The sequence below is a fragment of the Streptomyces sp. NPDC048734 genome (assembly GCF_043198675.1).
Lineage (GTDB): Bacteria > Actinomycetota > Actinomycetes > Streptomycetales > Streptomycetaceae > Streptomyces.
This window is the reverse complement of sequence record NZ_JBICUZ010000014.1, coordinates 86090-112697: the sequence shown is the minus strand read 5'-3', so window position 1 is coordinate 112697 and position 26608 is coordinate 86090. Positions and strand designations below refer to the sequence as shown.

The window sequence follows — 26608 nt, the reverse complement described above, 5'->3', positions numbered from 1 at the left end:
CGCGCCGACCTTCACGGGCGCGCTCACTTCAGCCTGCTCGACGCGAGGATGGACACCAGGTGCAGCACGGTCTGCAGCAGGGCGATGCCCGCGAGGACGGCGACCCCGAGCCGGGTGAAGAAGAGGTCGCCGCGCGCCTGGTCCACGACCGCCAGGACCAGGATGAGCAGGGAGGCCTCGATGCCGAGGATCAGGCGGTGGAACTTCAGCATGGCGGCGGCCCTGCGGGCCAGTGCCATGCCGGAGGAGCGCATCTCCGCGGCCGCCTCCTGCACCGGCGGCTTCCCGGCCTGGTGGCGGGCGACGCCGACGAGGTCGGTCTCCGCCTTGATCAGGATCGCGCCGAGCGCGGCGAGCGTGCCGAGGAAGGCCCACAGCCAGTCGACGCGGCCGGTGCCCCACAGGTCGGCGGCGCGCAGGCCGAAGCCGGTGAGCACGGCGGCGTCGGTCAGGTAGGCGCCGACCCGGTCCAGGTAGACGCCGTTGAGGGAGTACTGCTTCTTCCAGCGGGCGATCTCGCCGTCGACGCAGTCCAGCAGCAGGTACATCTGGACGCAGACCACGCCGAGCACCGCGCCCGTGATCCCCGGCACCAGCAGGGCCGGGGCCGCGAGCACGCCGAAGACGGTCATCAGGTACGTGAGCTGGTTGGGCGTGACCCTGGTGTTCACCAGATAGCGGTCGACCCGCAGGGACACCTCACGCATGTAGAGGCGTCCCATCCAGTGCTCACCGCTGCGCCGGTCCTTCACCCCCGCGGGGTGGACGACCGGTCTGAGTTCAGCTACTGATGGCCTTGACATAGTCGGCGTAGGTGTCCTTGATCTGTTCGGTCTTGAGGTCGAGGTGTTCGAGGATCGTGTAGCGGCCGGGGCGGGTCTGCGGGGCGTACTCCACGACCTTGACGAACTCCTCCGTCGTGAAGCCGATCTCGTCGGGCAGCACCGGCAGTCCGTGCCGGCGCAGCACCTCGGCCATGTACGCCGACTCCTCGTGGGCTCCGCGCAGGTACATCGCGAAGGCCGCGCCCAGTCCGCACTGCTCGCCGTGGGCGGCGGCGCGCCTGGGGTACAGCAGGTCGAAGGCGTGGTTGATCTCGTGGCAGGCGCCGGACGACGGGCGGGAGTCGCCGGACACCGACATCGCGATGCCGCTGAGGACGAGCGCCTCGGCGAGCACCTGGAGGAAGCCGGTGTCGCCGACGCCGCCCGGGTGCCGCAGGACCGCCTCGCCGGCCTGCCGCGCGATGGCGGCGGCCAGTCCGTCGATCTTCTCGCCCTTGACGCGGTGGGCCAGCTCCCAGTCCGCGATCGCGGAGATGTTGGAGACGGCGTCACCGATCCCGGCCCGCACGTAGCGGACCGGCGCGTCCCGGATGACGTCCAGGTCGATCACGACGGCGATCGGGTTCGGCACTCCGTAGGAGCCGCGGCCCGCGTCGTTGTCGAGGGTGGCGACCGGGGAGCACAGTCCGTCGTGCGCGAGGTTCGTCGGTACGGCGACCAGCGGCAGGCCCACCCGTGCCGCGGCGAACTTGGCACAGTCGATGATCTTGCCGCCGCCCAGGCCCACGACGGCGTCGTAGTGGCCGGCCTTTATGTCACCGGCGAGCCGCACGGCGTCGTCGAGGGTGCCGCCGTCCACCTCGTACCAGGTGGCGCCGGACAGGGCGGGGGTGAGGCGCTCGCGCAGCCGGGCGCCCGAGCCGCCGCTGACGGCGACGGCGAGCTTGCCCGAGTGCGAGATGCGCTCGTCGGCGAGGACCCCGACGAGGTCGTCGAGGGCACCCGGACGGATGTCGACGACGACCGGCGAGGGGATCAGCCGGGTCAGTAGTGGCACGCGATCTCCCGTCCACGGGCGAGATCGTCGTGGTTGTCGATCTCGACCCACTCGACATCGCCGATCGGCGCCACGTCGATGCGGAAGCCGCGGTTCACGAGCTCCTGGTAGCCGTGCTCGTAGAACTGCTGGGGGTCCTTCTCCCAGACGGTCTTCAGCGCGTCGGCCAGGTCGGGGGCGGCGTCGCCCTCGATGAGGGTGACGCCGATGTACTCGCCGGTGGCCTCGGCGGGGTCCATGAGCTTGGTGATCCTCGTCATGCCCTTGGCGGGGTCGACGACGACCTTCATCTCCTCGTCGGCGAGGGACTTCACGGTGTCGAGCGCGAGGATGATCCGCCTGCCGTCGCCGCGGGCGGCGAGCAGGGTCTTCTCGACGGAGACCGGGTGCACGGTGTCGCCGTTGGCGAGGATCACACCGTCCTTGAGGGCGTCACGCCCGCACCACAGGGAGTAGGCGTTGTTCCACTCCTCGGCCTTGTCGTTGTCGATCAGGGTGAGCTTCAGCCCGTACTTCGCCTCCAGGGCCGCCCTGCGCTCGTACACGGCTTCCTTGCGGTAGCCGACGATGACCGCGACCTCGGTCAGACCGATCTCGGCGAAGTTGCCGAGGGTCAGGTCCAGCACGGTGACCGCATCGGGTCCGTCCTCTATGCCCGCGGGCCCCACCGGCACCAGCGCCTTGGGAAGGCTGTCGGTGTAGGGGCGCAGACGCCGTCCGGCGCCGGCCGCCAGCACGAGGCCGATCATGCGGGTTCTCCTTCATCGTGTACGGACGGGGCGCCTGCCCGGTGGGCGGCGACCCAGAAGCGGATGCTCTCGGCGAGCACCACGAGGGCGACGGCCACGGCGAGAACCGTGAGCGCGACCGTGAACTGCCGGGCGGTGAGCACCGCGGCGAGCACGGCCACGAGCAGCGTCCGCCCCTCCTGTCCCCCGACGGCGCGCACCAGCCAGGCCGGCGGCGCTCCGGCGTCGCCGCGGATGCGGTACACCGTGTCGTAGTGATGGTAGGCGACGGCGGCAACCAGCCCGAAAGCGGCCGGTAGTGCTCCGTTCACGTCGGCCTTCGCCGCGAGGATCAGCACCGTGCCGTACTCGGCGGCGCGGAAGAGCGGGGGGACGAGCCAGTCGAGGGCGCCCTTGAGGGGGCGGGCGACGGCTTCGGAGGACACCAGCGCGTAGACGACGGCACCCAGGACGACCCCCCAGCCGGCTCCCTGGATCCAGGCCCCGAGCGTCAGGAGTGCCGCCCCGCAGGCGGCCCAGACGACCGGCGGGAGGAAGCGGGTGGGCGGCAGGACGCGGGCGAACAGTTCGGCCAGCGGCCCGCTGTCGGAGAGGTCCGCCAGGGCCTGCGCCGCCCGGTCCGTGCGGCGCGCCTTGCGGGTGAGGGAGCGCAGGACCCGGCCCGCCGTGGTGTACGCGGCGGCGAAGGCGCAGCCGACGAGCAGGACGCAGAAGGTGATGCGGGGGGTGGTGGCCGCGGTCAGGACGGCGATCATGGCCCATCGTTCGCCGATGGGCAGCACTATCATCCGGCGCACCCAGACCGTCCAGCCGACGCTGTCCAGCTTGCCGGAGAGGGCGGCGGTGGGGCTGGTGTTGGCGGTGGCGTCGTGATTGGCCTCGTTGAAGGAGAAGTCCACGACGTGCCGGCAGGTCTGCAGGACCATCGCGCCGAGGGCCAGCGCCCAGACGTCGTCGCCGCCGCGGGCCGCCCCGAGGGCGAGGCCCGCGTAGTAGGCGTACTCCTTGGCCCGGTCGAAGGTGGCGTCCAGCCAGGCACCGAGGGTGGAGTACTGGAGCGAGTAGCGGGCGAGCTGGCCGTCGGTGCAGTCCAGGACGAAGGAGAAGATCAGCAGCAGTCCGGCGGCGACGTAGCCGGGGCGGGTGCCGGTGGCCGCGCAGCCGGCCGCGATCAGCGCGGTGACCAGCGAGGCGGTGGTGACCTGGTTCGGGGTGAGGCCCCGGCGGGCGCACCAGCGGGCGAGGTAGCGCGAGTAGGGGCTGATGCAGAACGTCGTGAAGAAGCCGTCGCGGGCCTTCACGGCCGACTTCAGGCGTACGGCCTCGTCGTCGACGGCGTCGACGGCCTGCCGCGCCTCGTTGCGGGCCTGCGGGTCGACGGGGACGGCGGCGACCAGGCTGCCCAGTTCGGGCCGGTGGACCTCGCCGCCGTCGGCGTCGAGGGCGGTGGCGATGCGGTCGGCGAGGCTGTCCGCATCCCCTGCGTTCCCCACGCCCGGCTTCGCCCGCGCGGGGGCGCCCCCGTGCGCGGTGCCGCCGTCCGCGGAGTTCTCGCGGGCCATCGCGCGGGTCAGGGCCCGGCGGCCGGCCGGCCGGGCGGTGACGGCGCCGGGGACCGCGGCGAGCGGGAAGCGGGGGTCGGTCAGGCCGAGGCGCAGCGCGTGCCGGTGGCCCACGAAGCGGGTGTCGACGACGGCGACCCGCTGGTCCTCCGGGACGGCGGCGAGGAGCGTCTCCGCGTCGGCGGCGTCGGCGGCGGTCCGGACGTCGAAGCCGAGGGACCGCAGGTCGGCCTCGATCGACGAACCGGGGACCGGCTGACCGGTGAGGATGGCGGTCGACAACCGAACTCACTCCCTGGGTCCGGCGCGCGTGCGCCGGTCTTCTGCATGGTGGGCTCTGCATGGCGGGCGCCCCTGTACGGCACCGGTGACGGCACCGGGCGCGCGGCATTCGGCAGAGGCTATCGGATGCCGGGAAGGCCGTGTTCACCGGCCGTTCAGGTCCGATCCACGCGGTCCGGACCGGCCTTCGCCGAGATCATCATGTGCGATCGGCGGCCCCGCCCACAAACCGCGCTCCCCCACGGCGGACATCCGGGACATTGCGCGCGGACCCGGGGCCTCGGCATAGGGTTGGCGGCCATGACGTGGCTGATCACCGGCGGGGCCGGATACATAGGGGCACATGTGGCGCGGGCCATGACCGGCGCCGGCGAACGCGTCGTCGTGCTGGACGACCTGTCGGCCGGCGTCCCCGCGCGGCTCCCGGCGGACGTGCCCCTCGTCGCGGGTTCGGCGCTCGACGCCGGCCTGCTGGAGCGGGTCCTGGCCGAGCACGCGGTGACCGGGGTGGTGCACCTGGCGGCACGCAAGCAGGTCGCCGAGTCGGTGGCGCAGCCCACGCGCTACTACCGGGAGAACGTCGGGGGTCTGGCCACCCTGCTGGAGGCGGCCGCCGGGGCCGGTGTCCGGCGGTTCCTGTTCTCCTCGTCCGCGGCCGTCTACGGCAACCCGGACGTGGACCTCATCACGGAGGACACCCCCTGCGCCCCGGTCAACCCGTACGGCGAGACCAAGCTCGCCGGGGAGTGGCTGGTGCGGGCGGCGGGCGAGGCGCACGGCATGGCGACGACGTGCCTGCGCTACTTCAACGTGGCCGGGGCGGCCGGGCCCGAGCTGGCCGACACGGGCGTCTTCAACATCGTCCCGATGGTCTTCGACCGGCTCACCCGCGGCGAGGCCCCGCGCATCTTCGGCGACGACTACCCGACCCCGGACGGCACCTGCGTACGGGACTACATCCACGTCGCCGACCTGGCCGAGGCGCATCTCGCGGCGGCCCGCCGGCTCGGCGCGCCGGACGCGTGCGGCGATCTGACGGTGAACATCGGCCGCGGCGAGGGCGTCTCGGTGCGCGAGCTGGTCACCCTGATCGGCGAGGTCACCGGCGACACCCGGCCGGCCGTGGTCGAGGGGCGCCGCCCCGGGGACGCGCCGCGCGCGGTGGCCTCGGCCGCGCTGGCCGCCCGGGAGCTGGGCTGGACCGCCTCGCGCGGGGTGCGCGAGATGGTCGGTTCGGCCTGGCGGGGCTGGCGGCTGCGCCGGTCGGCCGAGTTGCCGGAGGACGCCTGACCTGGACTTCGTTTCCGCAGGTCAGGGGAGATGACAACGGTGTTCAGTGCCGCGTTGCCGGATACCCCCCGCCCGTAGTTCACTGGGGTCCCGGGCCGATCGCAGGAGGCTGTTTCCCATGGGGGCTGGGCACGACCACGGACACGGTCACACGCACGTGCCGGCCACGGGTACGGCCGCGGCGGCGTACCGCGGCCGGCTGCGGGCCGCGCTGGCGATCACGCTCACCGTCATGGTGGTGGAGATCGTCGGCGGCGTGCTCGCCGACTCCCTCGCCCTGATCGCCGACGCGGCGCACATGGCGACGGACGCGCTGGGTCTCGGCATGGCACTGCTGGCCATCCACTTCGCGGGCCGCCCGCCGACCGGGAACCGCACCTTCGGGTACGCCCGCGCCGAGATCCTGGCCGCCCTCGCCAACTGTCTGCTGCTGCTCGGCGTGGGCGGGTACGTCGTGTACGAGGCCGTCCAGCGGTTCCTCACGCCGGCCCCCACCGAGGGCGCTCTGATGATCGTGTTCGGCGGGATCGGCCTGGTCGCCAACATGATCTCGCTGACGCTGCTGATGCGCGGGCAGGCCGACAGCCTCAATGTGCGGGGCGCGTTCCTGGAGGTGGCGGCGGACGCGCTGGGCTCGGTCGCGGTGCTGCTGTCGGCGGTGGTGATCCTGACGACGGGCTGGCAGGCCGCCGACCCGGTCGCCTCCCTCGTCATCGGCCTGATGATCGTGCCGCGGACCGTGAAGCTGCTGCGCGAGACGCTGGACGTGCTGCTGGAGGCGGCTCCCAAGGGCGTCGACATGGCCGAGGTGCGCACCCACATGCTGGCCCTGGACGGGGTGGAGGACGTGCACGACCTGCACGCCTGGACGATCACCTCGGGAATGCCGGTGCTGTCGGCGCACGTGGTGGTGCGCTCGGACGTGCTGGACGCGATCGGCCACGAGAAGATGCTGCACGAGCTCCAGGGCTGCCTGGGCGACCACTTCGACGTGACGCACTGCACCTTCCAGCTGGAGCCGCACGGCCACGCGCAGCACGAGGCGCGGCTCTGTCACTGAGGACCCGGGCGGCCCGGCGTTCGCACATCCGTTCCGGACGGTTCGCGTGCGCGGCACCGGGCAAGATCACCCACCGGGCCCCGTTTCCGGCCACGAAGTGGTGACGGCCGCGGTCACGCCGTGCGGCAGGACATGCGGGCGTTCGCGCGGAAGTGCCGGGAGCGCCGTGTGCGTACGGCAGACTGGGGGCGCGAGGACCGATGTTAAGGATGGGTATGCCGATCACACCTGCCACCGCGACGACCGGCTCGTCGAACGGCACCGCGGACGCGATTTTGCTGGAACTGGTCGATGAGGACGGCGTGACCATCGGCACCGCGGAGAAGCTCGCGGCCCATCAGGCGCCGGGACGGCTGCACCGGGCGTTCTCGGTGTTCCTCTTCGACGAGCGGGGCCGGCTGCTGCTCCAGCAGCGGGCGCTGGGCAAGTACCACTCCCCCGGTGTCTGGTCCAACACGTGCTGCGGTCACCCCTACCCGGGTGAGGCGCCGTTCGCGGCGGCCGCGCGGCGCACGTTCGAGGAGCTGGGGGTGTCCCCCTCGCTGATGGCGGAGGCGGGCACGGTCCGCTACAACCACCCGGACCCGGCGTCGGGCCTGGTGGAGCAGGAGTACAACCACCTGTTCGTGGGGATGGTGCAGTCCGCACTGCGGCCGGACCCCGAGGAGGTCGGCGACACGGCCTTCGTGACGCCCGCCGAGCTGGCGGAGCGGCATGCGAAGGACGTGTTCTCCTCCTGGTTCATGACCGTGCTGGACGCGGCCAGGCCGGCGGTGCGGGAGCTGACGGGTCCCTCGGCCGGCTGGTGAGCTAGCGGTTTCCCGCGGGTTCGAGCGGCAGGGCGGCCCAGATCACCTTGCCGCCGCTCGTGGTGTGTTCGACGTCGCACACGCCGCCCGCCTCCCGGGCGATCTCCCGCACCAGCAGCAGTCCCCGGCCGCCCGTCCGGCCGTGGTCGGCCTCCAGCGCGGTCGGGCGGTAGGGGTGGCTGTCCTCCACGGACACCCGCACCCACTCGGCCCCGACGGCCACCTCCACCGCGAGGACCGGCGACAGCAGTGCCGCGTGCCGTACGGCGTTGGTCACCAGCTCGGAGACGATCAGCAGCAGGCCCTGGACCAGGTCGTCCGAGGCCGGCACCCCCTGCCGGTGCAGCAGGTCCCGCACGGCGTGTCTCGCCTGCGGGACCGAGGCGTCCACGGCGGACGCGGTGAACCGCCAGACGCCTTCGTACGGCTGCGGTTGCGGTTGCGGTTGCGGTTGCGGTTGCGGTTGCGGCACTCTGCCGGCCGGGGGGTCCTCCGTCGTTCCGGGGGGCGCCCCCGCCTGGCCCTCCGGGCGTGGGCCGGGCCCGCGCCCCTGGTTCTCCATCGTCCGGTCGCCGTCCTCGCGCTCGATTGTCACCACACGTCGAGTGTTGGCAACCGGGCGCCTCCCCCGGACGTCTGAACAGAAGTCAGCCGGTATAGAGCGCTCTCGACCACCCCGGCCTCCTTCTGCCCGAAAAGTGACCACTTTTGTTGTGCTCACGTTGTCTTCACTCACTCTTCGGGTTGTACGGGTTCGGCGGGGCGCCCTCGCCCGATTCGCCCCCGGGGCGGGTTCCCGGCCGTGCGGGTGTCCGCGGGCCGCCCCGGCAGCCTTCCACCCGCCCCTTTTCCGCCGTCCGAGCCCTTCGCTCGCGCCGCATGGCACAGCACCGCGGAGTCCGGTGGCCGTGGAGAACAGCGGTCATCAAGGTGCGATTCCACGAGAGACGGGGGCCATGCCTTGCAGGAAGCAGCACAGATCTCACCCGAGATCCTGGAATCGATTTCGACTCCCGAGCGGGTCGAGACACAGCTGGGATCCCTCGATTTCCCCCTCGGCGTTCCCACCGAGGAGACGGCTGACCGCCTGTACGACCACGTGGACCACGTACGGGCGGTCACCGCCTTCCTCGACGCGTATTCCGGCGTCAGCCTGTGGGCGGCCCGCAAGGGATTCCTGGAGGCGGGAATCCAGGACCACGACGTCATGTTCTGCTCCGAATTCATGGGTCCGAAGACACTCGTGCTCACCGGCAACGCGGACACCGTCTATTTCGTGACGTTCCTCGACCTGACCGAAGGGCCGCTGGTGGTGGAAATTCCACCGCTCTCCCTCTGTTTCCTCAACGACATGTGGTTCCGCTGGGTCGCGGACCCCGGCATGGCCGGTCCCGACCGCGGTGCCGGCGGCAGGTACCTCTTCGTGTCGCCCGGCCACGAAGGCCCTCTTCCCGAGGGCGGGTTCTTCACGTGCCGGACGCGCACCACGCGACTCATCCTGGGCGGGCGTTCCTGGAGGGCGACGACCCGAAGCCGGCGGTCGAGCGCATCAGGCAGGGGCTGCGCATCCACCGCTACGTCCCCGGGTTCTACGGGACGAGCATCGGGGAGATCGTCACCGGTGGCACGGCGCCGCCGCTGCCGTGGACCGCCGAGACCTGGACCGCCGCGCTCCGGAGAGCCGATCCGCCGCGCTTCGTCGAGGGCACCGGGCTCCTCGTGAACATGATCCCGCCCGCCGTTGGAGTGCTCGGGGTGGCCGTCCAGGATGCGGCCCATCGCCGCGCGGAACACGCGCTCGTGCGCACCGGAGCACACCCGTGCGCGCTCCACCGCCAGCAGTCCACACCCCCCGCGGAGTTTCGCCGCCTCGCCCCGGGGCCGGGGGGACGTGTCCTTGGGCGCCTCCTCGCTCCGCTCCCTCTTTGATCCCTTTTGCCCTCGATTCCTCCCTCGGTGTCGTGCCGCTCACCCCACCGGGCGTGATCGGGTGCGCGGCCGCACGATTAGCATCCGGGCCATGGAGCCCGAACTGCTGCACGGTGTCACCGACGCCGTCGCCACCGTCGTCCTGCACCATCCGGCCAAGCGCAACGCCATGACGGCCGCGATGTGGCGGGCGCTGCCGCCGCTGCTGGCGGAGCTGGCCGCCGATCCCGGAGTGGGGGCGCTGGTGCTGACCGGCGCGGGCGGCACGTTCTGCGCGGGGGCCGACATCTCCACGCTCCAGGGCTCGCCGGACGAGGCCCAGGCGCTGGCCGTGCGGGCCGAGGAGGCCCTCGCCGCCTTCCCCAAGCCGACGCTGGCCGCCGTGAAGGGGCACTGCGTGGGCGGGGGCGCACAGCTGGCGGCCGCCTGCGACCTGCGGTTCGCCGAGGAGAGCGCGCTGTTCGGGGTGACGCCGGCCAGGCTCGGGATCGTCTACTCCTCCTCGGCCACCCGGCGGCTGGTGACGCTGGTGGGGCCGGCCGCCGCCAAGTACCTGCTGTTCTCCGGCGAGTTGATCGACGCGGCGCGGGCGCTGCGCACAGGCCTGGTCGACGAGGTGCTGCCGGCCGGCGAACTCGACGGCAGGGTGCAGGAGTTCACACGCGTGCTGGTGTCCCGTTCGCGGCTGACGCAGGCCGCGGCGAAGGAGTTCGCCGACGGCCGCACGGACCGCGACGCCCACTGGGCGGCGCAGGCGCGCGGCAGCGGCGACACCGCGGAGGGGGTCGCCGCCTTCCTGGAGCGCAGGGAGCCGCGCTTCACCTGGACTACGTCAGGATGAACCGGCTCGTGGCGCGGAACTCCTCCACGAGGTGGGCCGGCGCCTTGTGCGGTGATCCGGCGTCGTAGGGCGGCCGCGGGTCGTACTCGGTGAGCAGCTGGACGGCCTGGGCGTGTTCGTCGCCGGCGATCCGGCCGAGCAGGGTGAGTCCCATGTCGATGCCCGCGGGGACGCCGGCCGAGGTGGAGACCTGCCCGTCGCGCACGTAGACGGGGTCGGGGTCGACCTCGATCGCCGGGTGGTGACGGGCGAGGGTGTCGCAGTAGGCCCAGTGGGTGGTGGCGCGGCGGCCGTCCAGCAGGCCCGCGCGGGCGAGCAGGATCGCGCCGGTGCACACGGAGACCAGCCGCGCGGCGCGCGGGCCGTGCTCGCGCAGCCAGTGGGTCAGCCGCGGGTCGGGCCCGCGGGTGCCCTCCCCGCCCGGCACGAGGAGCGTGTGCGGTCCGGGCACGTCGGCGAGGGCCGTGTCGGGCACCAGGGTCAGGCCGCTGGAGGTGCGCACGGCACCGCCGTCCAGGGACGCGGTCCGTACGCGGTACGTGCCGGGAGCGTGCCGGTCGGCCCCCGCGAAGACCTCCACGGGGCCGGTGACGTCGAGGCTCTGGACGTCGTCGAAGAGGACGACGAGGACGGTTCGCTGGGCCATGCGGTCGATTCTTCGCGGGCCGCGCGACGGCCGCAACGACGAGTTCCCCACCTTTCCCGCCATGGGCGGCCGGTCGCCGCCCGCGGACGGCCGAGCGGGCGATCACCGGCGAAAGCGGACGAATGCCCTGGTCGCGAGGATGGTGGCAGCCGGACACGCATGATCGGCCGCGGTCGAGGTAGACGGAGGTTCCGGCCGCGACGGCCGGAGACGACAGGGTCCGGCCATGACGGCCGGAGACGAGAGGAGACTTCCGTGTTCCGTGCGATCGCAGATGTACTGCGGCAGATCGGTGGAGCGATCGCCACAGTGGTGACGCTGCCCTTCCGGGCCGTGGCCAGGCTGTTCGGCGGGGCCTCCTCGAGCACGCGGCACGGCCGGGCCTGAGACCCGCCCGGACACGCCCCGGTCCCCGGGTGTCGGCGCCGCCTGCCACAATTGCCGCGCAACCCCAGTGGAGAAGGCGGTACGGGATCGTGACGACACCCGGGTCCATCGAAGTAGGGTCCATCGAAGGCAGGATCGCCGAGGAACTCGGCGTGCGGGAGCGGCAGGTGAGGTCCGCCGTGGAGCTGCTCGACGGCGGCTCCACGGTGCCCTTCATCGCCCGCTACCGCAAGGAAGCGACCGAGATGCTCGACGACGCGCAGCTGCGCACGATCGAGGAGCGGCTGCGCTATCTGCGGGAGCTGGAGGAGCGCCGGACGGCGATCCTGGAGTCCGTGCGCGAGCAGGGCAGGCTCAGCGACGAGCTGGAGGCGCGGATCCGGGGCGCCGAGACCAAGGCGCGGCTCGAGGACATCTACCTGCCGTTCAAGCCGAAGCGCCGGACGAAGGCGCAGATCGCGCGGGAGGCGGGCCTGGTGCCGCTCGCCGACGGGCTGCTCGGCGACCCGTCGGTGGAGCCGCTCGCCGCGGCGGCCGCCTTCGTCGACGCCGACAAGGGCGTCGCCGATCCGCAGGCCGCCCTGGACGGCGCCCGGGCGATCCTGACCGAGCGGTTCTCGGAGGACGCCGACCTGATCGGCGAGTTGCGCGAGCGGATGTGGGTGCGGGGCCGGCTCGCCGCGCGGGTGCGGGAGGGCAAGGAGGAGGCGGGCGCGAAGTTCGCCGACTACTTCGACTTCGCCGAGCCGTTCACCGCGCTGCCCTCGCACCGGATCCTGGCGATGCTGCGCGGGGAGAAGGAGGAGGTCCTCGACCTCGTCCTGGAGCCCGAGGAGGCGACGGACGGGCCGTCGTCGTACGAGGGGATCGTGGCGCACCGGTTCGGCATCGCCGACCGGGGGCGGCCGGGCGACAAGTGGCTGAAGGACACGGTCCGCTGGGCCTGGCGCACCCGCATCCTGGTGCACCTCGGCATCGACCTGCGGCTCAGGCTGCGCACGGCCGCCGAGGACGAGGCGGTGGACGTCTTCGCGGCGAACCTGCGCGACCTGCTGCTCGCCGCCCCGGCCGGCACGCGCGCGACACTCGGCCTGGACCCCGGCTTCCGTACGGGCGTGAAGGTGGCCGTCGTCGACGCGACCGGCAAGGTGGTGGCCACCGACGTCGTCCACCCGCACGTCCCGGCCAACAGGTGGGACGAGGCGATCGCCGGGCTCGCGCGGCTGGCGAAGAAGCACGCGGTCGAGCTGATCGCGATCGGCAACGGCACCGCGTCCCGCGAGACCGACAAGCTCGCCGGGGAACTCATCGTCAAGCACCCGGAGTTGAAGCTCACCAAGGTGATGGTGTCCGAGGCCGGGGCCTCCGTGTACTCGGCGTCCGCGTTCGCCTCGCAGGAGCTGCCCGAGATGGACGTGTCGCTGCGCGGCGCGGTCTCGATCGCGCGCCGGCTCCAGGACCCGCTCGCCGAGCTGGTGAAGATCGACCCGAAGTCGATCGGCGTCGGGCAGTACCAGCACGACCTGTCCGAGGTGAAGCTGTCGCGTTCGCTGGACGCGGTGGTGGAGGACTGTGTGAACGGCGTCGGCGTCGACGTCAACACCGCCTCGGCCCCGCTGCTCGCCCGCGTCTCGGGCATCACCTCCGGCCTCGCCGAGAACATCGTGGCGCACCGGGACGCCAACGGGCCGTTCACGTCCCGGCAGGCGCTGAAGAAGGTGCCCCGGCTCGGCCCGAAGGCGTACGAGCAGTGTGCGGGCTTCCTGCGGATCCGCGGTGGCGACGACCCGCTGGACGCCTCCAGCGTGCACCCTGAGGCCTACCCGGTGGTGCGGCGGATGGTGAAGACGTCCGGTCAGGAGGTGGCGTCGCTGGTGGGCAACACGGCGGTGCTGCGTTCGCTGCGGCCGGCCGACTTCGTGGACGAGACGTTCGGTCTGCCGACCGTGACCGACATCCTCAAGGAGCTGGAGAAGCCGGGGCGCGACCCGCGGCCGGCGTTCAGGACGGCCTCGTTCAGGGAGGGCGTGGAGAAGATCTCCGACCTGGAGTCCGGGATGGTCCTGGAGGGCGTGGTCACGAACGTGGCGGCCTTCGGGGCGTTCATCGACATCGGCGTCCACCAGGACGGGCTGGCGCACGTGTCCGCGTTGTCCAGGACGTTCGTCAAGGACCCGCGGGACGTGGTCAAGCCCGGTGACATCGTCAGGGTGAAGGTCCTGGACGTCGACATCCCGCGCAAGCGGATCTCGCTGACGCTGCGGCTGGACGACGAGGCGGCCCCGAAGAGCGATCCGTCGGGCGAGGGCCGACCGCAGCGCGGCGGTCGTCCGCCGCAGCAGCGCCGGCAGGGCGGGCAGCGGCAGCAGGGCGGTCAGCGCGGCGGGGGCGGGCGGGCCGACGGCTCGCGTCAGGCGCCGCCGCCGGCCAACAGCGCGATGGCGGACGCCCTGCGCCGGGCGGGCCTGACCGACGGCCCGAAGGGCAAGCGGTAGGACGCGTGCGCCGGGCCCGGTTCCCCGCACTCCGCGGGGGCCGGGCCCGGCGGCGTGTGAGCACCTCGCGTGGACGCACCCCGGCGTACCGGCGGCGGGGCCCCGGGAGCGTCCGGGCCGAACCTGATCGGCGGGTGAGCTGCCCCGGGCCCTGTCGTCACCTTCCCGCCGTCCGTCCGCAGAGCAGGCCCTAGCGTTCCGTCACCTTGCCGTCGGCGACCTCCAGGCGCCGGGTGACGTGGACCGCGTCCAGCATGCGGCGGTCGTGGGTGACCAGCAGGAGGGTGCCCTGGTAGGCGTCGAGGGCCGACTCCAGCTGCTCGATGGCCGGGAGGTCGAGGTGGTTGGTGGGCTCGTCGAGGACGAGGAGGTTCACCCCGCGGCCCTGGAGGAGTGCGAGAGCCGCACGGGTGCGTTCACCCGGTGACAGGGTGGCCGCCGGGCGCAGCACGTGCTCCGCCTTCAGACCGAACTTGGCCAGCAGCGTGCGTACTTCCGCCGGTTCGGTGTCGGGGACGGCCGCGCCGAACGCGTCCAGCAGCGCCTCGGGTCCGTGGAACAGCTTGCGGGCCTGGTCGACCTCGCCGACCAGGACGCCCGAGCCGAGGGCGGCGTGTCCGGCGTCCAGCGGGACCCGGCCGAGGAGCGCGCCGAGCAGGGTCGACTTGCCCGCGCCGTTGGCGCCGGTCACCGCGACCCGGTCGGCCCAGTCGATCTGGAGGGTCACCGGACCGAGGGCGAAGTCGCCGCGCCGCACCTCGGCGTCGCGCAGGGACGCCACGACGGCGCCGGAGCGCGGGGCGGACGCGATCTCCATGCGCAGCTCCCACTCCTTGCGCGGCTCGTCGACCACCTCCAGGCGTTCGATCATGCGCTGGGTCTGGCGGGCCTTCGCGGCCTGCTTCTCGCTGGCCTCGCTGCGGAACTTGCGGCCGATCTTGTCGTTGTCGTTGGCCGCCTTGCGGCGGGCGTTCTTGACGCCCTTGTCCATCCAGGAGCGCTGGGTCTGCGCGCGGTCCTGGAGGGCGGCCTTCTTGTCGGCGAACTCCTCGTAGTCGTCGCGGGCGTGCCGGCGGGCCACCTCCCGCTCCTCCAGGTAGGCGTCGTAGCCGCCGCCGTAGAGCCTGATCCGCTGCTGGGCGAGGTCGAGTTCGAGGACCTTGGTGACGGTCCGGGTGAGGAACTCGCGGTCGTGGCTGACGACGACGGTGCCGGCGCGCAGGCCGGTCACGAAGCGCTCCAGGCGCTCCAGGCCGTCCAGGTCGAGGTCGTTGGTGGGCTCGTCGAGGAGGAAGACGTCGTAGCGGGACAGGAGCAGGGAGGCCAGGCCCGCGCGGGCCGCCTGGCCGCCGGACAGGGAGGTCATCGGCTGGTCCAGGTCGACACCGAGGCCGAGGGAGTCGGCGATCTCCGCGGCGCGCTCGTCGAGGTCGGCGCCGCCGAGGTCGAGCCAGCGCTCCAGGCTGGTGGCGTACGCGTCGTCGGAGCCCGGCGCACCCTCGACGAGGGCCTGGGTGGCCTCGTCCATGGTCCGCTGGGCCTCGGCGACGCCGGTGCGGCGGGCCAGGAACTCCCGCACGCTCTCGCCGGGGCGGCGCTCGGGCTCCTGGGGCAGGTGGCCGACGGTCGCGGTCGGCGGGGACAGGCGCAGCTCGCCCTGCTCGGGTGCGGTGAGCCCGGCGAGGAGCGTCAGCAGGGTGGACTTGCCCGCGCCGTTGGCTCCGACCAGCCCGATCACGTCACCGGGGGCGACGACGAGGTCGAGCCCGGAGAAGAGGGAGCGGTCGCCGTGGCCGGCGGCGAGGTTCTTGGCGACGAGGGTGGCAGTCATCAGAGGGTAGATCCTAGTCGGCGGCCGGGGCCGGGATCGCACCGCACCGTCGGCGGTCGGGGCCGGGGCCGGGGGCGTCACCGGCGGTACGCGGGTCGGCTCGCCGTCGGTCAGCAGGTACGCGCCCTCGGCGCCGGCCGTGGCGCTCCGCGGGCCGGGTATGGCCGGTCGCGCGGTTCCCCGCGTCCCTGGGGTGTTTCCACAGCCGTCCGCCGACAGATCGGACGGCGCTTCGGCGAGGTCCCGGCGGCCGTTCGACGGTCCGCGTCACAGAGCGTCCCTCCACGCGAAGGGATCTCCGTGGCGCGCCCACGGGTTTCACAGCACTGGTGTGACAGCGATACTGCTGCGCATGACGATCGAGACCGAGGAGCCGGCCCTCACGGTCGACGAGCTGGCCGCTCGCGCGGGGGTCACCGTGCGGACGGTGCGGTTCTACAGCACCAAGGGGCTGCTGCCGCCGCCGGTGATCGGTCCGCGCCGGGTGGGGCGCTACGGGCAGGAGCACCTCGCGCGCCTCGCGCTGATCGAGGAGCTGCAGCGGCAGGGCCTGACGCTGGCGGCGATCGAGCGCTACCTGGACCGGCTGCCGCCCGGCCTCGACGCCCGCGACCTGGCCGTGCACCGGGCGGTGGTGGCGTCCTGGGCGCCGGGCGCCGTGGAGACGGTGTCGCGGGAGGAGCTCGAGCGGCGGGCGGGGCGGGCGCTGGACGACGAGGACGTGGCGCGGCTCACCGCCATGGGCGTGCTGGGCGAGCGGACCGGCGACGGCTCGTACCGCGTCGACGCCGGGCTGCTCAGGCTGGGCGTCCGCCTCCTCGACGTACCGCTGTCCCAGGAGGCGATCCTCGCGGCCCGCCACGTCCTGGTGGACCATGCGCGGGCGGCGGCGCACGAGCTGTCGCGGCTGCTCCGCGAGGACGTGGCGGAGCGGGACGCGCGGGCGGTGCGGTCGCTGTCGGCGCACATGCAGCCGCTGGTCGTGCAGGCGCTGCTGACGGCCTTCCAGCGGTCGCTGACCGAGGAGGTGCGGGAGTGGCTCGGGGAGCCGCCGGAGACGGGCGGCTCCCCGTGACGTGCGGGACCGCTCAGCGGGCGTCCGTGAAGGTCTCGCCCTTCTCCGCCTTGGCCACCAGCAGCGCGGGCGGGGTGAAGCGGTCGCCGTAGCGCTCGGCGAGTTCACGCGCGCGTGCCACGAATCCGGGCAGGCCGCCGTCGTAGCCGTTGATGTACTGCAGGACGCCGCCGGTCCAGCCGGGGAAGCCGATGCCGAACAGGGAGCCGATGTTGGCGTCGGCGACGGACGTCAGGACGCCCTCCTCCAGGAGCCTGACGGTGTCGAGGGCCTCGGAGAACAGCATGCGTTCCTGCATGTCCTCGAAAGGCACGGTCTCGGAGGGGGTCCGCGCGTCGTCGCGGGTGAAGTGCTCGCGCAGGCCCGGCCACAGTCCGGCCCGCCGGCCCTCCTCGTCGTAGTCGTAGAAGCCCGCGCCGCCGCTGCGGCCGGTGCGGCCGAACTCGTCGACCATGCGGTCGATGACGGCCTCGGCGGGGTGGCCGGGCCAGGTGCCGCCGGCCTCCTCGACGGCACGCTTCGACTCGCCCCGGATCTTGCGCGGCAGGGTGAGGGTCAGCTCGTCCATGAGGGAGAGGACCTTGGCCGGGTAGCCGGCCTGGGCGGCCGCCTGCTCCACGGACGCGGGCTCGATGCCCTCGCCGACCATGGCGACGCCCTCGTTGATGAAGTGGCCGATGACCCGTGAGGTGAAGAAGCCGCGCGAGTCGTTGACGACGATCGGCGTCTTGTTGATCTGCCGGACCAGGTCGAAGGCGCGGGCGAGGGCCTCGTCGCCGGTGCGCTCGCCCTTGATGATCTCGACGAGCGGCATCTTGTCGACGGGCGAGAAGAAGTGCAGCCCCACGAAGTCGCCCTGCCGCTCGACGCCCTCGGCGAGGACGGTGATGGGCAGGGTGGAGGTGTTGGAGCAGAGCAGGGCGTCGGGCTCGACGATGTGCTGGATCTCCTGGAACACCTTGTGCTTGAGCGAGGTGTCCTCGAAGACGGCCTCGATGACGGCGTCGCAGCCGGCCAGGTCCTGCGGGTCCGCGGTGGGCGTGATGCGGGCGAGGAGGGCGTCCGCCTTCTCCTGGGTGGTGCGGCCGCGGGAGACGGCCTTGGCGCAGAGCTTCTCGGAGTACGCCTTGCCCTTGAGGGCCGCTTCGAGGGAGACGTCCTTGAGGACGACGTCGATGCCCGCGAGGGCGCACGCGTAGGCGATGCCGGCGCCCATCATCCCGGCGCCGAGGACGGCCGCCCTGCGGACCTGGCGGGGCTCGACGCCCCGGGGCCGGCTGACCCCGGAGTTGACGGCCTGGAGGTCGAAGAAGAACGCCTGGATCATGTTCTTCGACGTCTGTCCGGCGGCCAGTTCCACGAAGTAGCGGGCCTCGATGACCTGCGCGGTCTCGAAGTCGACCTGGGCGCCCTCGACGGCGGCGGCCAGGATGCCCCGCGGCGCCGGGTAGGGGGCGCCGCCGGTCTGCTTGCGCAGTGTGGCGGGGAAGGCGGGCAGGTTCGCCGCGAACTTGGGGTGGGCGGGGGTGCCGCCGGGGATGCGGTAGCCGGGCCGGTCCCAGGGCTGCTGCGACTCGGGGTGGGCGTCGATGAAGGCGCGGGCCTTGGCGAGCATCTCCTCGTGGGTGTCGGCGACCTCGTCGACCAGGCCGTTCTCCAGGGCGCGCCGCGGGCTGTACTGGGTGCCCTGGAGGAGGACCTTGAGGAGGGCGTCCGCGATGCCGAGCAGGCGGACCGTGCGCACGACGCCGCCGCCGCCGGGGAGCAGTCCGAGGGTGACCTCGGGGCAGCCGATCTTCGAGCCGGGCGCGTCGAGGGCGACGCGGTGGTGGCAGGCGAGGGCGAGTTCGTAACCGCCGCCCAGGGCCGCGCCGTTGAGGGCGGCGACGACGGGCTTGCCGAGGGTCTCGATGCGGCGCAGGTTGCGCTTGATCTCCAGGCCGCCGTCGAAGAGCTCCTGGGCGGTGTCGGGGGTGACACGGATCAGGTCGCGCAGGTCGCCGCCCGCGAAGAAGGTCTTCTTCGCGGAGGTGACGATGACGCCCCGGACGGTGTCCTTCTCGGCCTCCAGACGGTCGGCGACCTGCGCGAGCGAGGCGCGGAACGCCTGGTTCATGGTGTTGGCGGACTGGTCGGGGTCGTCGAGGACGAGGGTGACGAGGCCGGTGCGGTCCTGTTCCCAGCGGATGGTGGTGCTCTGTGTCATGACAGGGTCTCCGTAGCAGTCTCTTGGTTCCGCCGGGGTGGTCAGACGCGTTCGACGATCGTGGCGATGCCCATGCCGCCGCCCACGCAGAGGGTGGCGAGGCCGTAGCGCTTGTCCTGGCGTTCCAGTTCGTCGACGAGGGTGCCGAGGATCATGGCGCCGGTGGCGCCGAGGGGGTGGCCGAGGGCGATCGCGCCGCCGTTGACGTTGACCTTGTCCAGGGACAGGCCCATGTCCTTGACGAAGCGCAGGACGACGGCGGCGAAGGCCTCGTTGATCTCGACGAGGTCGATGTCGTCGATGGTCAGCCCGGCCTTGGCGAGGGCCTTGCGGGTGGCGGGCGCGGGGCCGGTGAGCATGATCGTGGGTTCGGAGCCGGAGACGGCCGCGGAGACGATCCGCGCGCGCGGGGTGAGGCCGTACCGCTCGCCCACCTCCTTGCTGCCGACCGCGACGAGCGAGGCGCCGTCGACGATGCCGGAGGAGTTGCCCGCGTGGTGGACGTGGTCGATCCTCTCGACCCAGTGGTACTTCTGCAGTGCCACGGCGTCGAAGCCGCCCAGTTCGCCGATGTCGGCGAAGGAGGGCTTCAGCCTGGCGAGGGAGTCGGCGGTGGTGCCGGGGCGCGGGTGCTCGTCGTGGTCGAGGACGACGAGGCCGCTGCGGTCCCTCACCGGCACGAGCGAGCGGTCGAAGCGGCCCTCCTTGACGGCGGTGGCCGCCCGCTCCTGGGAGAGGGCGGCGTACTCGTCGACGTCCCGGCGGGAGAAGCCCTCGATGGTGGCGATGAGGTCGGCGCCGATGCCCTGCGGCACGAAGTTCACGGCGAGGTTGGTCATCGGGTCGTTGAACCAGGCGCCGCCGTCGGAGGCCATCGGCACCCGGGACATCGACTCCACGCCGCCCGCGAGGACGAGGTCCTCCCAGCCGGAACGGACCTTCATGGCGGCCAGGTTGACGGCTTCGAGACCGGAGGCGCAGAAGCGGTTCTCCTGCACGCCCGCCACGGTGTCGGGCAGTCCGGCGGCGATGGCGGCGATCCGCGCGATGTCGGAGCCCTGGTCGCCGACCGGCCCGACGACGCCCAGCACGATGTCGTCGATCGCGGCCGGGTCCAGGTCCGGGAAGCGCCCGCGCAGTTCGTGGACGAGTCCGACGACGAGGTCGATGGGCTTCGTGCCGTGCAGGGCGCCGCCTGCCTTGCCGCGCCCGCGCGGGGTGCGGATCGCGTCGTACACGTACGCTTCGGTGCTCACGGGGAGGCCTTTCGGTGAGGGGCGGGGGGCTGGGTGTCCGGTGGGCCGGCGAGCCGGGGCACGCCCCAGTCGCGGGCCACGGCGGCGGTGTCGGCCCCGGGCCGCGCGGGCGCGCCGCGCACGGCCGTCGGGGTGACGGAGAAGCGCGGGGCGGGGGCGGGCTGGGTGAGGCCGTCGTGGTCGGTGAAGGTGCCGCGGGCCGCCAGGTGCGGGTGGTGCGGGGCCTCGCGCAGCGACAGCACGGGCGCCACGCACGCGTCGGTGTCCTCGAAGACGGCCGTCCACTCCGCGCGGGTGCGGGAGGCGAAGCGGGCCGTGACAGCCTCGCGCAGCTCGCCCCAGCGGGTCCAGTCCGTGCGGGCGTCGGCGAAGTCGTCGAGGCCGAGGAGCCGGACGAACTCCTCGTAGAAGCGCGGTTCCAGCGCGCCGACGGCCATGTGGCCGCCGTCAGCGGTCTCGTAGGTGCCGTAGTAGGGGCAGCCGCCGTCGAGGAGGTTGGCGGCGCGGTGGTCCTGCCAGCTGCCGGCGGAGAGCATGCCGTGGATCATGGCGGAGAGGTGGGCGGTGCCGTCGACGACAGCGGCGTCGACGACCTGTCCGGTGCCGGTGGCGCGGGCGTGGTGCAGCGCGGCGAGGACGCCGACGACGAGGTAGAGGGAGCCGCCGGCGTAGTCGCCGAGGAGGTTGGCGGGGGCGGGCGGGGGCGTGCCGGGGGTGCCGATCATGCCGAGGGTGCCGGTGAGGGCGATGTAGGTGATGTCGTGGCCGGCGCGCCGGGCGAGGGGGCCGTCCTGGCCCCAGCCGGTCATCCGGCCGTAGACCAGCCGGGGGTTGCGGGCGTGGCAGGCCTCGGGGCCGACGCCGAGGCGCTCGGCGACGCCGGGGCGGTTGCCCTCGATGAGGACGTCGGCGCGGGCGGCGAGGTCGAGCACGCGCGCGGGGCCGTCCGGTGCCTTGAGGTCCACGAGCACCGAGCGCTTGTTGCGGTTGGTGACGTCGTGGTCCGGGTCGATGCCGAGGGAGGGGCCGCCGGGGCGGTCGACGCGGACGACGTCGGCGCCGAGGTCGGCCAGCAGCATGGCCGCGAAGGGACCGGGCCCGATGCCGGCCAGTTCGACCACGCGCACCCCGGCGAGCGGGCCGGGCCCCGCTGTCCCTGCCGTCGTCGTCATCCGGCTCCCTCACTGTGACACAACCGATGTAACACCAGTGATGCTAAGAACGTGTTCCAGCGGGCACAAGACGTGGCGAGCAAGCGCTTGGCCAGTTTCCGGGAGCCGGGGCCGGTCCTCGGCACCGGGGTCGGCCGGTCCCGCCGTCCTCACGCTAGCCTCAGCCGGCGACAGCGGCACGGGCTGCGGGACCAAGGAGTGTCATGAGCAGGCTGAAAACGACGGACCGTCCCTACGACATCGTGCTCTTCGGGGCCACCGGCTTCGTCGGGACGCTCACCGCGGAGTACCTGGCCGCCCACGCGCCCGGGGAGCTGCGCTGGGCGATCGCCGGCCGCGACGAGGAGAGGCTGCGGCGGCTGCGCGACCGGCTGCCGGGCGGCGCGGAGCCCGGTGTGCTGCGGGCGGACGTGTCCGATCCGGCCTCGCTGCGCGCGCTCGCCGGCCACGCGCGCGTGGTCGCCACGACCGTCGGCCCCTACGTGACGTACGGCGAGGAGCTGGTGGCCGCCTGCGCGGACGCCGGCACCGACTACCTCGACCTCACCGGTGAGCCGGAGTTCGTGGACCTGACGTACGTGCGGCACGACGCCCGCGCGCGGGAGACGGGCGCCCGGCTGGTGCACGCGTGCGGGTTCGACTCGGTCCCGCACGACCTGGGCGCGTACTTCACCGTCCGGCAGCTGCCGGAGGGCGTGCCCCTGACGGTGGACGGCTACGTCAGCGTCGACGCCGCCTTCTCGGGCGGGACGTTCGCCTCCGCGCTCGGCCAGTTCGCCCGCGGCCGCCAGCTGTCGGCCGCGGCCCGCGAACGGCACCGGCACGAGCCGCGGCTGATGGGCCGCCGGGCCACGGCACCGCTGGGGGCACCCCGGTTCGCGCCGGAGGTCGGCGCCTGGGCGCTGCCCCTGCCGACGATCGACCCGCAGGTCGTGCGCCGGTCGGCGAGGGCCCTGGAGCGCTACGGCCCCGACTTCCGCTACCGCCACTACGCGGCCGTGCGACGGTTGCCCGTCGCGCTGGGCGGGACCGCGGCCGTGGGAGCGCTGTTCGCCGCCGCCCAGGTGCCGCCCGCCCGGCGGTGGCTGTCGGACCGGCTGAAGCCCGGACAGGGCCCGAGCGCCGAGAAGCGGGCGCGCAGCTGGTTCTCCGTCCGGTTCGTGGGCGAGGGCGGCGGCCGGCGGGTGTGCACGGAGGTCTCCGGCGGGGATCCCGGCTATGACGAGACGGCGAAGATGTTCGCCGAGGCCGCGCTGGCCCTGGCCCTCGACGAGCTGCCGGAGACGGCCGGGCAGGTCACGACGGCGGTGGCGATGGGCGACGCGCTGACCGGGCGGCTGCGCGCGGCGGGCGTCCGCTTCCGGGTGGCGTCGAGCCGCTGACCGCGGGCCGGCCGCGGGGTTTCCGGTCCGGTCGCGGGCCTTCCGGTCCGGGGCCCGTCCGGTGGGTCGTGCCCTAGACCGGCCACTCCACCAGCGTGTAGATCATCCCGGCTATCCAGCCGAGTCCGGCCAGCACGGCGAGGACCAGCGCGGCGTTCACGGCGCGCTCGACGGGCCGGTCGGGGTCGGCGAGGGGCTTCGGGGCTCGGTGCGTCGTCATACGGCTCAGAGTGCCCGGCATGCGCCGGACCTCACATCCGTACGGGTACTCAGTTCGGCGCGCTCGGGCTCCGGAAAGCGTCGACGGCCCCTACGGCCCCGGTCACCGTGTCCCGGAGCCGGGCGGCGGGCCGTCGGCGCGCGCCGGGCGGCCGGTCAGTGGCGGGTGGTCGCCTCCCGGAGTGCCCTGCGGCACAGCGCGTCCGCCCGCCGGGTCGACTCCGGCAGGCGGAACTCCGGTGTCAGTGCCAGGGTGTGGGCGCAGGCGTTGTCCAGGCTCACCCGGTGGCCGACCGAGACGAAGACCGGCTTGACACCCGCCCGCGTGCGCAGGGCCCGGCCCACCTCCTCGTCGCCGGCCAGCAGCGGCGCGGCCGATCCGCGCGCGGCGGCCGGATCGGCGCAGGAGAAGGCGAACGGGTTCTTGGCGACGCCGATCGTGGGCAGGCCGGTGAGGACGCCGAGGTGGCTGGCGAGGCCGAAGCGGCGGGGGTGGGCGAGGCCGTAGCCGTCGCAGACGACCAGGCCGGGCCCGCCGGGCAGGGCCTCCAGGGCGGCGAGCACGGTGGGGATCTCGCGGAAGGCGAGCAGGCCGGGGACGTAGGGGAAGGAGATCCGCCCCACCGCGGTGGCCTCGGCGACCACGTCGAGGCTCGCCGCGTCCAGCACGACGGCCGCCGCCGCGACGACGTCCCGCTCGTCGTCGTAGGCGACGTCGACGCCGGTCACCCGGCCGGTGCCGGGCGGCGGCCCCGCCTCGCCGAGCACCACCTTGGCCCGCAGCTCGTCCTGGACGGCGCGGGCCTCCTCCTCGGTCGCGGGCCAGCCCGCCGGAACGTCTACGGTCGTCATGGTGAGGGCGAGCCTACGCGGGCGGCCCCGGACGGCGTAGGCTCGCGATCATGTTCGTAATGGAACTGACCTACACGGCACCCCTGGACGCCGTGGACGCCGTCCTGCCGGCCCACGTGGCCTGGCTCGACGAGCAGTACGCGCGCGGGGTGTTCCTGGCGTCCGGGCGCAAGAACCCCCGCGACGGCGGTGTGATCCTCGCCGTCGCACAGGACCGCGCCACGATCGAGGGGATCGCCGCGGGCGACCCCTTCGTCGTGGCCGGCGTGTGCGCGTACCGCGTCACGGAGTTCGCGGCGACCAGGACGGCTCCCGAACTGGAGCGGTACCGGGAGACGCCGGGCTGACCGCGTCGGCCGCGTCCTCAGTCCTTGCCCAGGGCGCGCCGCAACTGGCCCTTGTCCATGTCCGAACGGCCGCGGACGCCACGGCGCCTGGCCTCCTCGTACAGCTGGTCGTAGGTGGGCCCCCCGGAGCCCTTGCCGGACCGCCGTCCGCCCCGCTCGCCGGACGACATGTCCTCGGTGGAGGTGCGGCTCGCGGTCTTCGACTCGCCGGACCGGGCACGTTCCTTGTTCACCGTGCGGGCGGCGATCTCCTCCGCCCGGCCGGCGCTCTCACCCCGTTCCCGCGCGCTCTCCTTGATGTGCTCGTACTGGCGCTCCCGCTTGGGGCTGGAACCGCGTGGCATGTGCGCTCACTCCTCTCGTGTCCGCACCACCCGGGTACCCCCCGAACCGCTCACCTCTCCAGGCGTGCCACCCGCCCCTGTTCACCGGCGGCCCAGCAGCCGTGGTCCGGGGCGCAGTCGACGGTGTCGTACGAGCCGGTGTCGAGGGTGCGCCAGGTGCGGCCGGCGTCGGTGGTCAGGTCGGTGCCGGTGGGGCCGACCGCGAGGGCGGTGGTGCGGCTGTGCGGCAGCCAGGCGACGCCGGAGCGGTAGGCGGGCGGGGGCGTGCCGGCGGGCCGCCAGGTCCGGCCCGCGTCACCGGTCGTGGCGGCGGCCGACGGGGAGGGCTGGTCGGCGCGGTGGTCGCCGCCGACCGCGAGGCCGTGACCGCGGTCGCGGAAGGCGAGCGCGAACACCCCGCGCGCGGGGTCGCCCGCCGGGATCGGGGCGTCGGCGACCGTCCAGGTCCGGCCCCGGTCCGCGGAGTGCAGCACGCGCGCGCGTGCGGCGCCGCCGGTGGCCAGCCACACGTCCCGGGGACCGGCCGAGACCAGGCACTGGCCGCTCGCCGCGAAGCCCGCCTCGCCCGGCAGGGCGGGCGGCATGCCCGCGTCCGGCAGCACCGTCCAGGAGCGGCCGCCGTCGCTGGTCGACAGGATGCGGAACCTGCCGTCCACCGGGTCGCTCATCGCGAGGCCGTGGCGGCGGTCGAAGAAGGTCAGGCAGTCGTAGAAGGCCCGTGCGTCGGTGTTGCGGAAGGACTCCGTCCAGGTCGCCCCGCCGTCGGCGGTGCGATAGACCCGGGAGGCCTCGCCCTCGCCGATGGCCAGCACCACGGCGTGCCGTGCGTCGAAGGCCTCCACGTCCCGGAACTGGAGGTCGGCGGCGCCGGGCGGGGAGACGTTCCGCCAGCTCGCGCCGCCGTCGGTGGTGCGCAGGACGGTGCCCCGCGTACCCGCCAGCCAGGCGGTGTCCCGGTCGACCGCGGCCAGCCCGCGGAAGCGGACGGCCGGAGTCCCGGTGTCCTTGGGCGCCCACGCGGGCGCGTGGCCGGGCCGCCCCGTGGCTTGCTCCCGCCCGCCGGCGTGCGCCTGCGCGGGTACGGCCGTCAGCAGTGCCAGCACCGCCGCGCAGGCCGCTCCCACCGCCGCCGTCCGCCCCACGCGCCTCGCCGGTGCCGTGCGGATCGTGTGTCGCGTCTTCCCCGAGGGCCTCATGGCGGGCGAAGCTAGTCCACCGCTCCGGTGACGTCCAGATGCCCTCCCCCGCCTCACCGGTCCGCGCGGGCACTGCAGGAGAGGTGGGTCACTCGTGTGCATGAAAGGCGGTGACCGAGGTCACTCGGACTGCGTGTGCACGCATCGGCCGGTTCCGGCGTCTCTTCCAGTGTCCGGCCTGACCCACCCGGTAGTTCGCCCCGCCGTCACAAGGGAGCAAGGCGTTGTCCATCGTCATCGAGCAGCCCGTCGAGGCGCGCCTGGTCGCCGCCGCGCCGCGGATGCAGAGCATCCCCGCCACGCTGCACTACGACCGGCGTGACCCCTTCGCCGTCCGCATGACCTTCCCGGCCCCGGCCACCCTGGAGGGCGTGGACGTCTGCTGGACCTTCGCCCGCGACCTGCTCACCGCGGGTCTGCACGACGCCGAGGGCGACGGTGACGTGCGCGTGCGGCCGTACGGGTACGACCGGACGGTGCTGGAGTTCCACGCGCCGGAGGGCACGGCGATCGTGCACGTGCACTCGGCGGAGATCCGGCGCTTCCTCGAGGCCACCGGCGAACTCGTGCCGGCCGGTCTGGAGCACCTGCAGTTCGATCTGGACCGCGACCTGGCGGAGCTGATGGGGGACGCCCTTTAATCCGTTGACAGCCCCTCCCGGCCCCTCCTACGGTCTGTCACGCATCTGTTGCCGCCGATAGGAGAAGGACGTTGCTCGTCTGAGGTCCTGAGACACCACGCCGCACCCCCAGGGGTGTGGGCGTAGCGTGCGACCTCGGCGTTCGAGCCGTCCTTGCGGAGCCAAGGGTGCTCCCACGGGTTCCCGTGGCGTTCC

The 26608-nt window shown here is 73.4% G+C and carries 24 protein-coding genes and 1 pseudogene; 11 read left to right on the top strand and 14 right to left on the bottom strand.

Annotated features, from left to right (window positions below):
* Positions 1-23 precede the first annotated feature (23 nt).
* The 4 genes from ACGFQC_RS29435 to ACGFQC_RS29420 are packed head-to-tail and all read right to left on the bottom strand — an operon-like array spanning position 24 to position 4435.
* Complete coding sequence (locus ACGFQC_RS29435) at positions 24-803, bottom strand: CDP-alcohol phosphatidyltransferase family protein (RefSeq protein ID WP_363090682.1); 780 nt, start codon at positions 801-803, stop codon at positions 24-26.
* Entirely contained in the window at positions 781-1842 is a 1062-nt protein-coding gene (locus tag ACGFQC_RS29430) for an iron-containing alcohol dehydrogenase family protein (RefSeq protein WP_363090683.1), read from the bottom strand. The genes ACGFQC_RS29435 and ACGFQC_RS29430 overlap by 23 nt, the downstream gene beginning before the upstream one ends.
* On the bottom strand, positions 1830-2591 hold the full coding sequence (locus ACGFQC_RS29425; protein WP_363090684.1) for a phosphocholine cytidylyltransferase family protein: 762 nt from the start codon (positions 2589-2591) through the stop codon (positions 1830-1832). The genes ACGFQC_RS29430 and ACGFQC_RS29425 overlap by 13 nt, the downstream gene beginning before the upstream one ends.
* Entirely contained in the window at positions 2588-4435 is a 1848-nt protein-coding gene (locus tag ACGFQC_RS29420) for a DUF5941 domain-containing protein (protein WP_363090685.1), read from the bottom strand. The genes ACGFQC_RS29425 and ACGFQC_RS29420 overlap by 4 nt, the downstream gene beginning before the upstream one ends.
* A gap of 300 nt (positions 4436-4735) precedes the next feature.
* Between ACGFQC_RS29420 and galE the strand changes: the two genes are divergently transcribed.
* From galE to idi, 3 genes are all read left to right on the top strand, one after another.
* Positions 4736-5725, top strand: a complete 990-nt coding sequence (gene galE, locus ACGFQC_RS29415; RefSeq protein WP_363090686.1) for a UDP-glucose 4-epimerase GalE — start codon at positions 4736-4738, stop codon at positions 5723-5725.
* A gap of 118 nt (positions 5726-5843) precedes the next feature.
* The gene (locus ACGFQC_RS29410; RefSeq protein ID WP_363090687.1) at positions 5844-6785 is read left to right on the top strand and encodes a cation diffusion facilitator family transporter; all 942 of its coding nucleotides are present in this window, start codon (positions 5844-5846) and stop codon (positions 6783-6785) included.
* A 215-nt stretch (positions 6786-7000) separates the two neighbouring features.
* A complete protein-coding gene (gene idi, locus ACGFQC_RS29405; RefSeq protein ID WP_363090688.1) occupies positions 7001-7594 on the top strand; it encodes an isopentenyl-diphosphate Delta-isomerase in 594 nt (197 codons plus the stop codon).
* A gap of 1 nt (position 7595) precedes the next feature.
* On the opposite strand, the gene ACGFQC_RS29400 is transcribed toward idi, so the two are convergent.
* Positions 7596-8156 (bottom strand): ATP-binding protein, encoded by a 561-nt coding sequence (locus ACGFQC_RS29400; protein WP_363090771.1) that lies wholly within the window; start codon positions 8154-8156, stop codon positions 7596-7598.
* Positions 8157-8555: 399 nt separating this feature from the next.
* Between ACGFQC_RS29400 and ACGFQC_RS29395 the strand changes: the two genes are divergently transcribed.
* Both ACGFQC_RS29395 and ACGFQC_RS29390 read left to right on the top strand, forming a co-directional pair.
* Positions 8556-9317, top strand: a complete 762-nt coding sequence (locus ACGFQC_RS29395) for a DUF1254 domain-containing protein (RefSeq protein ID WP_363090689.1) — start codon at positions 8556-8558, stop codon at positions 9315-9317.
* 297 nt (positions 9318-9614) lie between these two features.
* Positions 9615-10364, top strand: coding sequence for an enoyl-CoA hydratase/isomerase family protein (locus ACGFQC_RS29390; protein WP_363090690.1), 750 nt, complete (start codon positions 9615-9617; stop codon positions 10362-10364).
* Positions 10365-10464: 100 nt separating this feature from the next.
* Here the strand turns inward: ACGFQC_RS29390 and ACGFQC_RS29385 are convergent.
* Positions 10465-11010, bottom strand: a pseudogene (locus ACGFQC_RS29385) (GlxA family transcriptional regulator); the annotation flags it as partial.
* A 255-nt stretch (positions 11011-11265) separates the two neighbouring features.
* Here ACGFQC_RS29385 and ACGFQC_RS29380 point away from each other — a divergent pair.
* A complete protein-coding gene (locus ACGFQC_RS29380) occupies positions 11266-11397 on the top strand; it encodes an LPFR motif small protein (protein WP_363090691.1) in 132 nt (43 codons plus the stop codon).
* Between the two features lie 89 nt (positions 11398-11486).
* Positions 11487-13892 carry a Tex family protein gene (locus ACGFQC_RS29375; protein WP_363090692.1) on the top strand — a complete coding sequence of 802 codons (2406 nt, stop codon included), beginning with the start codon at positions 11487-11489 and terminating at the stop codon, positions 13890-13892.
* A 190-nt stretch (positions 13893-14082) separates the two neighbouring features.
* On the opposite strand, the gene ACGFQC_RS29370 is transcribed toward ACGFQC_RS29375, so the two are convergent.
* The gene (locus ACGFQC_RS29370) at positions 14083-15723 is read right to left on the bottom strand and encodes an ABC-F family ATP-binding cassette domain-containing protein (protein ID WP_363090693.1); all 1641 of its coding nucleotides are present in this window, start codon (positions 15721-15723) and stop codon (positions 14083-14085) included.
* Between the two features lie 352 nt (positions 15724-16075).
* Here ACGFQC_RS29370 and ACGFQC_RS29365 point away from each other — a divergent pair, with 352 nt between their 5' ends.
* Positions 16076-16798: a MerR family transcriptional regulator gene (locus tag ACGFQC_RS29365; RefSeq protein WP_363090694.1), complete on the top strand. Its 723-nt coding sequence runs from the start codon at positions 16076-16078 to the stop codon at positions 16796-16798.
* 13 nt (positions 16799-16811) lie between these two features.
* On the opposite strand, the gene ACGFQC_RS29360 is transcribed toward ACGFQC_RS29365, so the two are convergent.
* From ACGFQC_RS29360 to ACGFQC_RS29350, 3 genes are read right to left on the bottom strand one after another with little or no spacing between them, the layout of a single operon-like run.
* A complete protein-coding gene (locus ACGFQC_RS29360) occupies positions 16812-19004 on the bottom strand; it encodes a 3-hydroxyacyl-CoA dehydrogenase NAD-binding domain-containing protein (protein ID WP_363090695.1) in 2193 nt (730 codons plus the stop codon).
* Between the two features lie 41 nt (positions 19005-19045).
* Complete coding sequence (locus ACGFQC_RS29355) at positions 19046-20260, bottom strand: acetyl-CoA C-acetyltransferase (RefSeq protein WP_363090696.1); 1215 nt, start codon at positions 20258-20260, stop codon at positions 19046-19048.
* Positions 20257-21432 carry a CaiB/BaiF CoA-transferase family protein gene (locus ACGFQC_RS29350; protein WP_363090697.1) on the bottom strand — a complete coding sequence of 392 codons (1176 nt, stop codon included), beginning with the start codon at positions 21430-21432 and terminating at the stop codon, positions 20257-20259. The genes ACGFQC_RS29355 and ACGFQC_RS29350 overlap by 4 nt, the downstream gene beginning before the upstream one ends.
* Before the next feature lie 203 nt (positions 21433-21635).
* Here ACGFQC_RS29350 and ACGFQC_RS29345 point away from each other — a divergent pair, with 203 nt between their 5' ends.
* On the top strand, positions 21636-22814 hold the full coding sequence (locus ACGFQC_RS29345) for a saccharopine dehydrogenase NADP-binding domain-containing protein (protein ID WP_363090698.1): 1179 nt from the start codon (positions 21636-21638) through the stop codon (positions 22812-22814).
* A gap of 73 nt (positions 22815-22887) precedes the next feature.
* On the opposite strand, the gene mmpA is transcribed toward ACGFQC_RS29345, so the two are convergent.
* Together mmpA and ACGFQC_RS29335 are read right to left on the bottom strand one after the other, a co-directional pair.
* Positions 22888-23034, bottom strand: coding sequence for a morphogenic membrane protein MmpA (gene mmpA, locus ACGFQC_RS29340; RefSeq protein ID WP_094102551.1), 147 nt, complete (start codon positions 23032-23034; stop codon positions 22888-22890).
* 155 nt (positions 23035-23189) lie between these two features.
* On the bottom strand, positions 23190-23885 hold the full coding sequence (locus ACGFQC_RS29335) for an endonuclease V (protein WP_363090699.1): 696 nt from the start codon (positions 23883-23885) through the stop codon (positions 23190-23192).
* A 50-nt stretch (positions 23886-23935) separates the two neighbouring features.
* On the opposite strand from ACGFQC_RS29335, the gene ACGFQC_RS29330 reads away from it, so the two are divergent.
* Positions 23936-24232 carry a YciI family protein gene (locus ACGFQC_RS29330; RefSeq protein ID WP_363090700.1) on the top strand — a complete coding sequence of 99 codons (297 nt, stop codon included), beginning with the start codon at positions 23936-23938 and terminating at the stop codon, positions 24230-24232.
* 17 nt (positions 24233-24249) lie between these two features.
* Here the strand turns inward: ACGFQC_RS29330 and ACGFQC_RS29325 are convergent, their stop codons facing one another.
* Positions 24250-24576 (bottom strand): plasmid stabilization protein, encoded by a 327-nt coding sequence (locus tag ACGFQC_RS29325; RefSeq protein ID WP_363090701.1) that lies wholly within the window; start codon positions 24574-24576, stop codon positions 24250-24252.
* 50 nt (positions 24577-24626) lie between these two features.
* A complete protein-coding gene (locus tag ACGFQC_RS29320; protein ID WP_363090702.1) occupies positions 24627-25772 on the bottom strand; it encodes an oxidoreductase in 1146 nt (381 codons plus the stop codon).
* Positions 25773-25996: 224 nt separating this feature from the next.
* Here ACGFQC_RS29320 and ACGFQC_RS29315 point away from each other — a divergent pair, with 224 nt between their 5' ends.
* The gene (locus ACGFQC_RS29315) at positions 25997-26413 is read left to right on the top strand and encodes an SsgA family sporulation/cell division regulator (RefSeq protein WP_363090703.1); all 417 of its coding nucleotides are present in this window, start codon (positions 25997-25999) and stop codon (positions 26411-26413) included.
* Positions 26414-26608 lie beyond the last annotated feature (195 nt).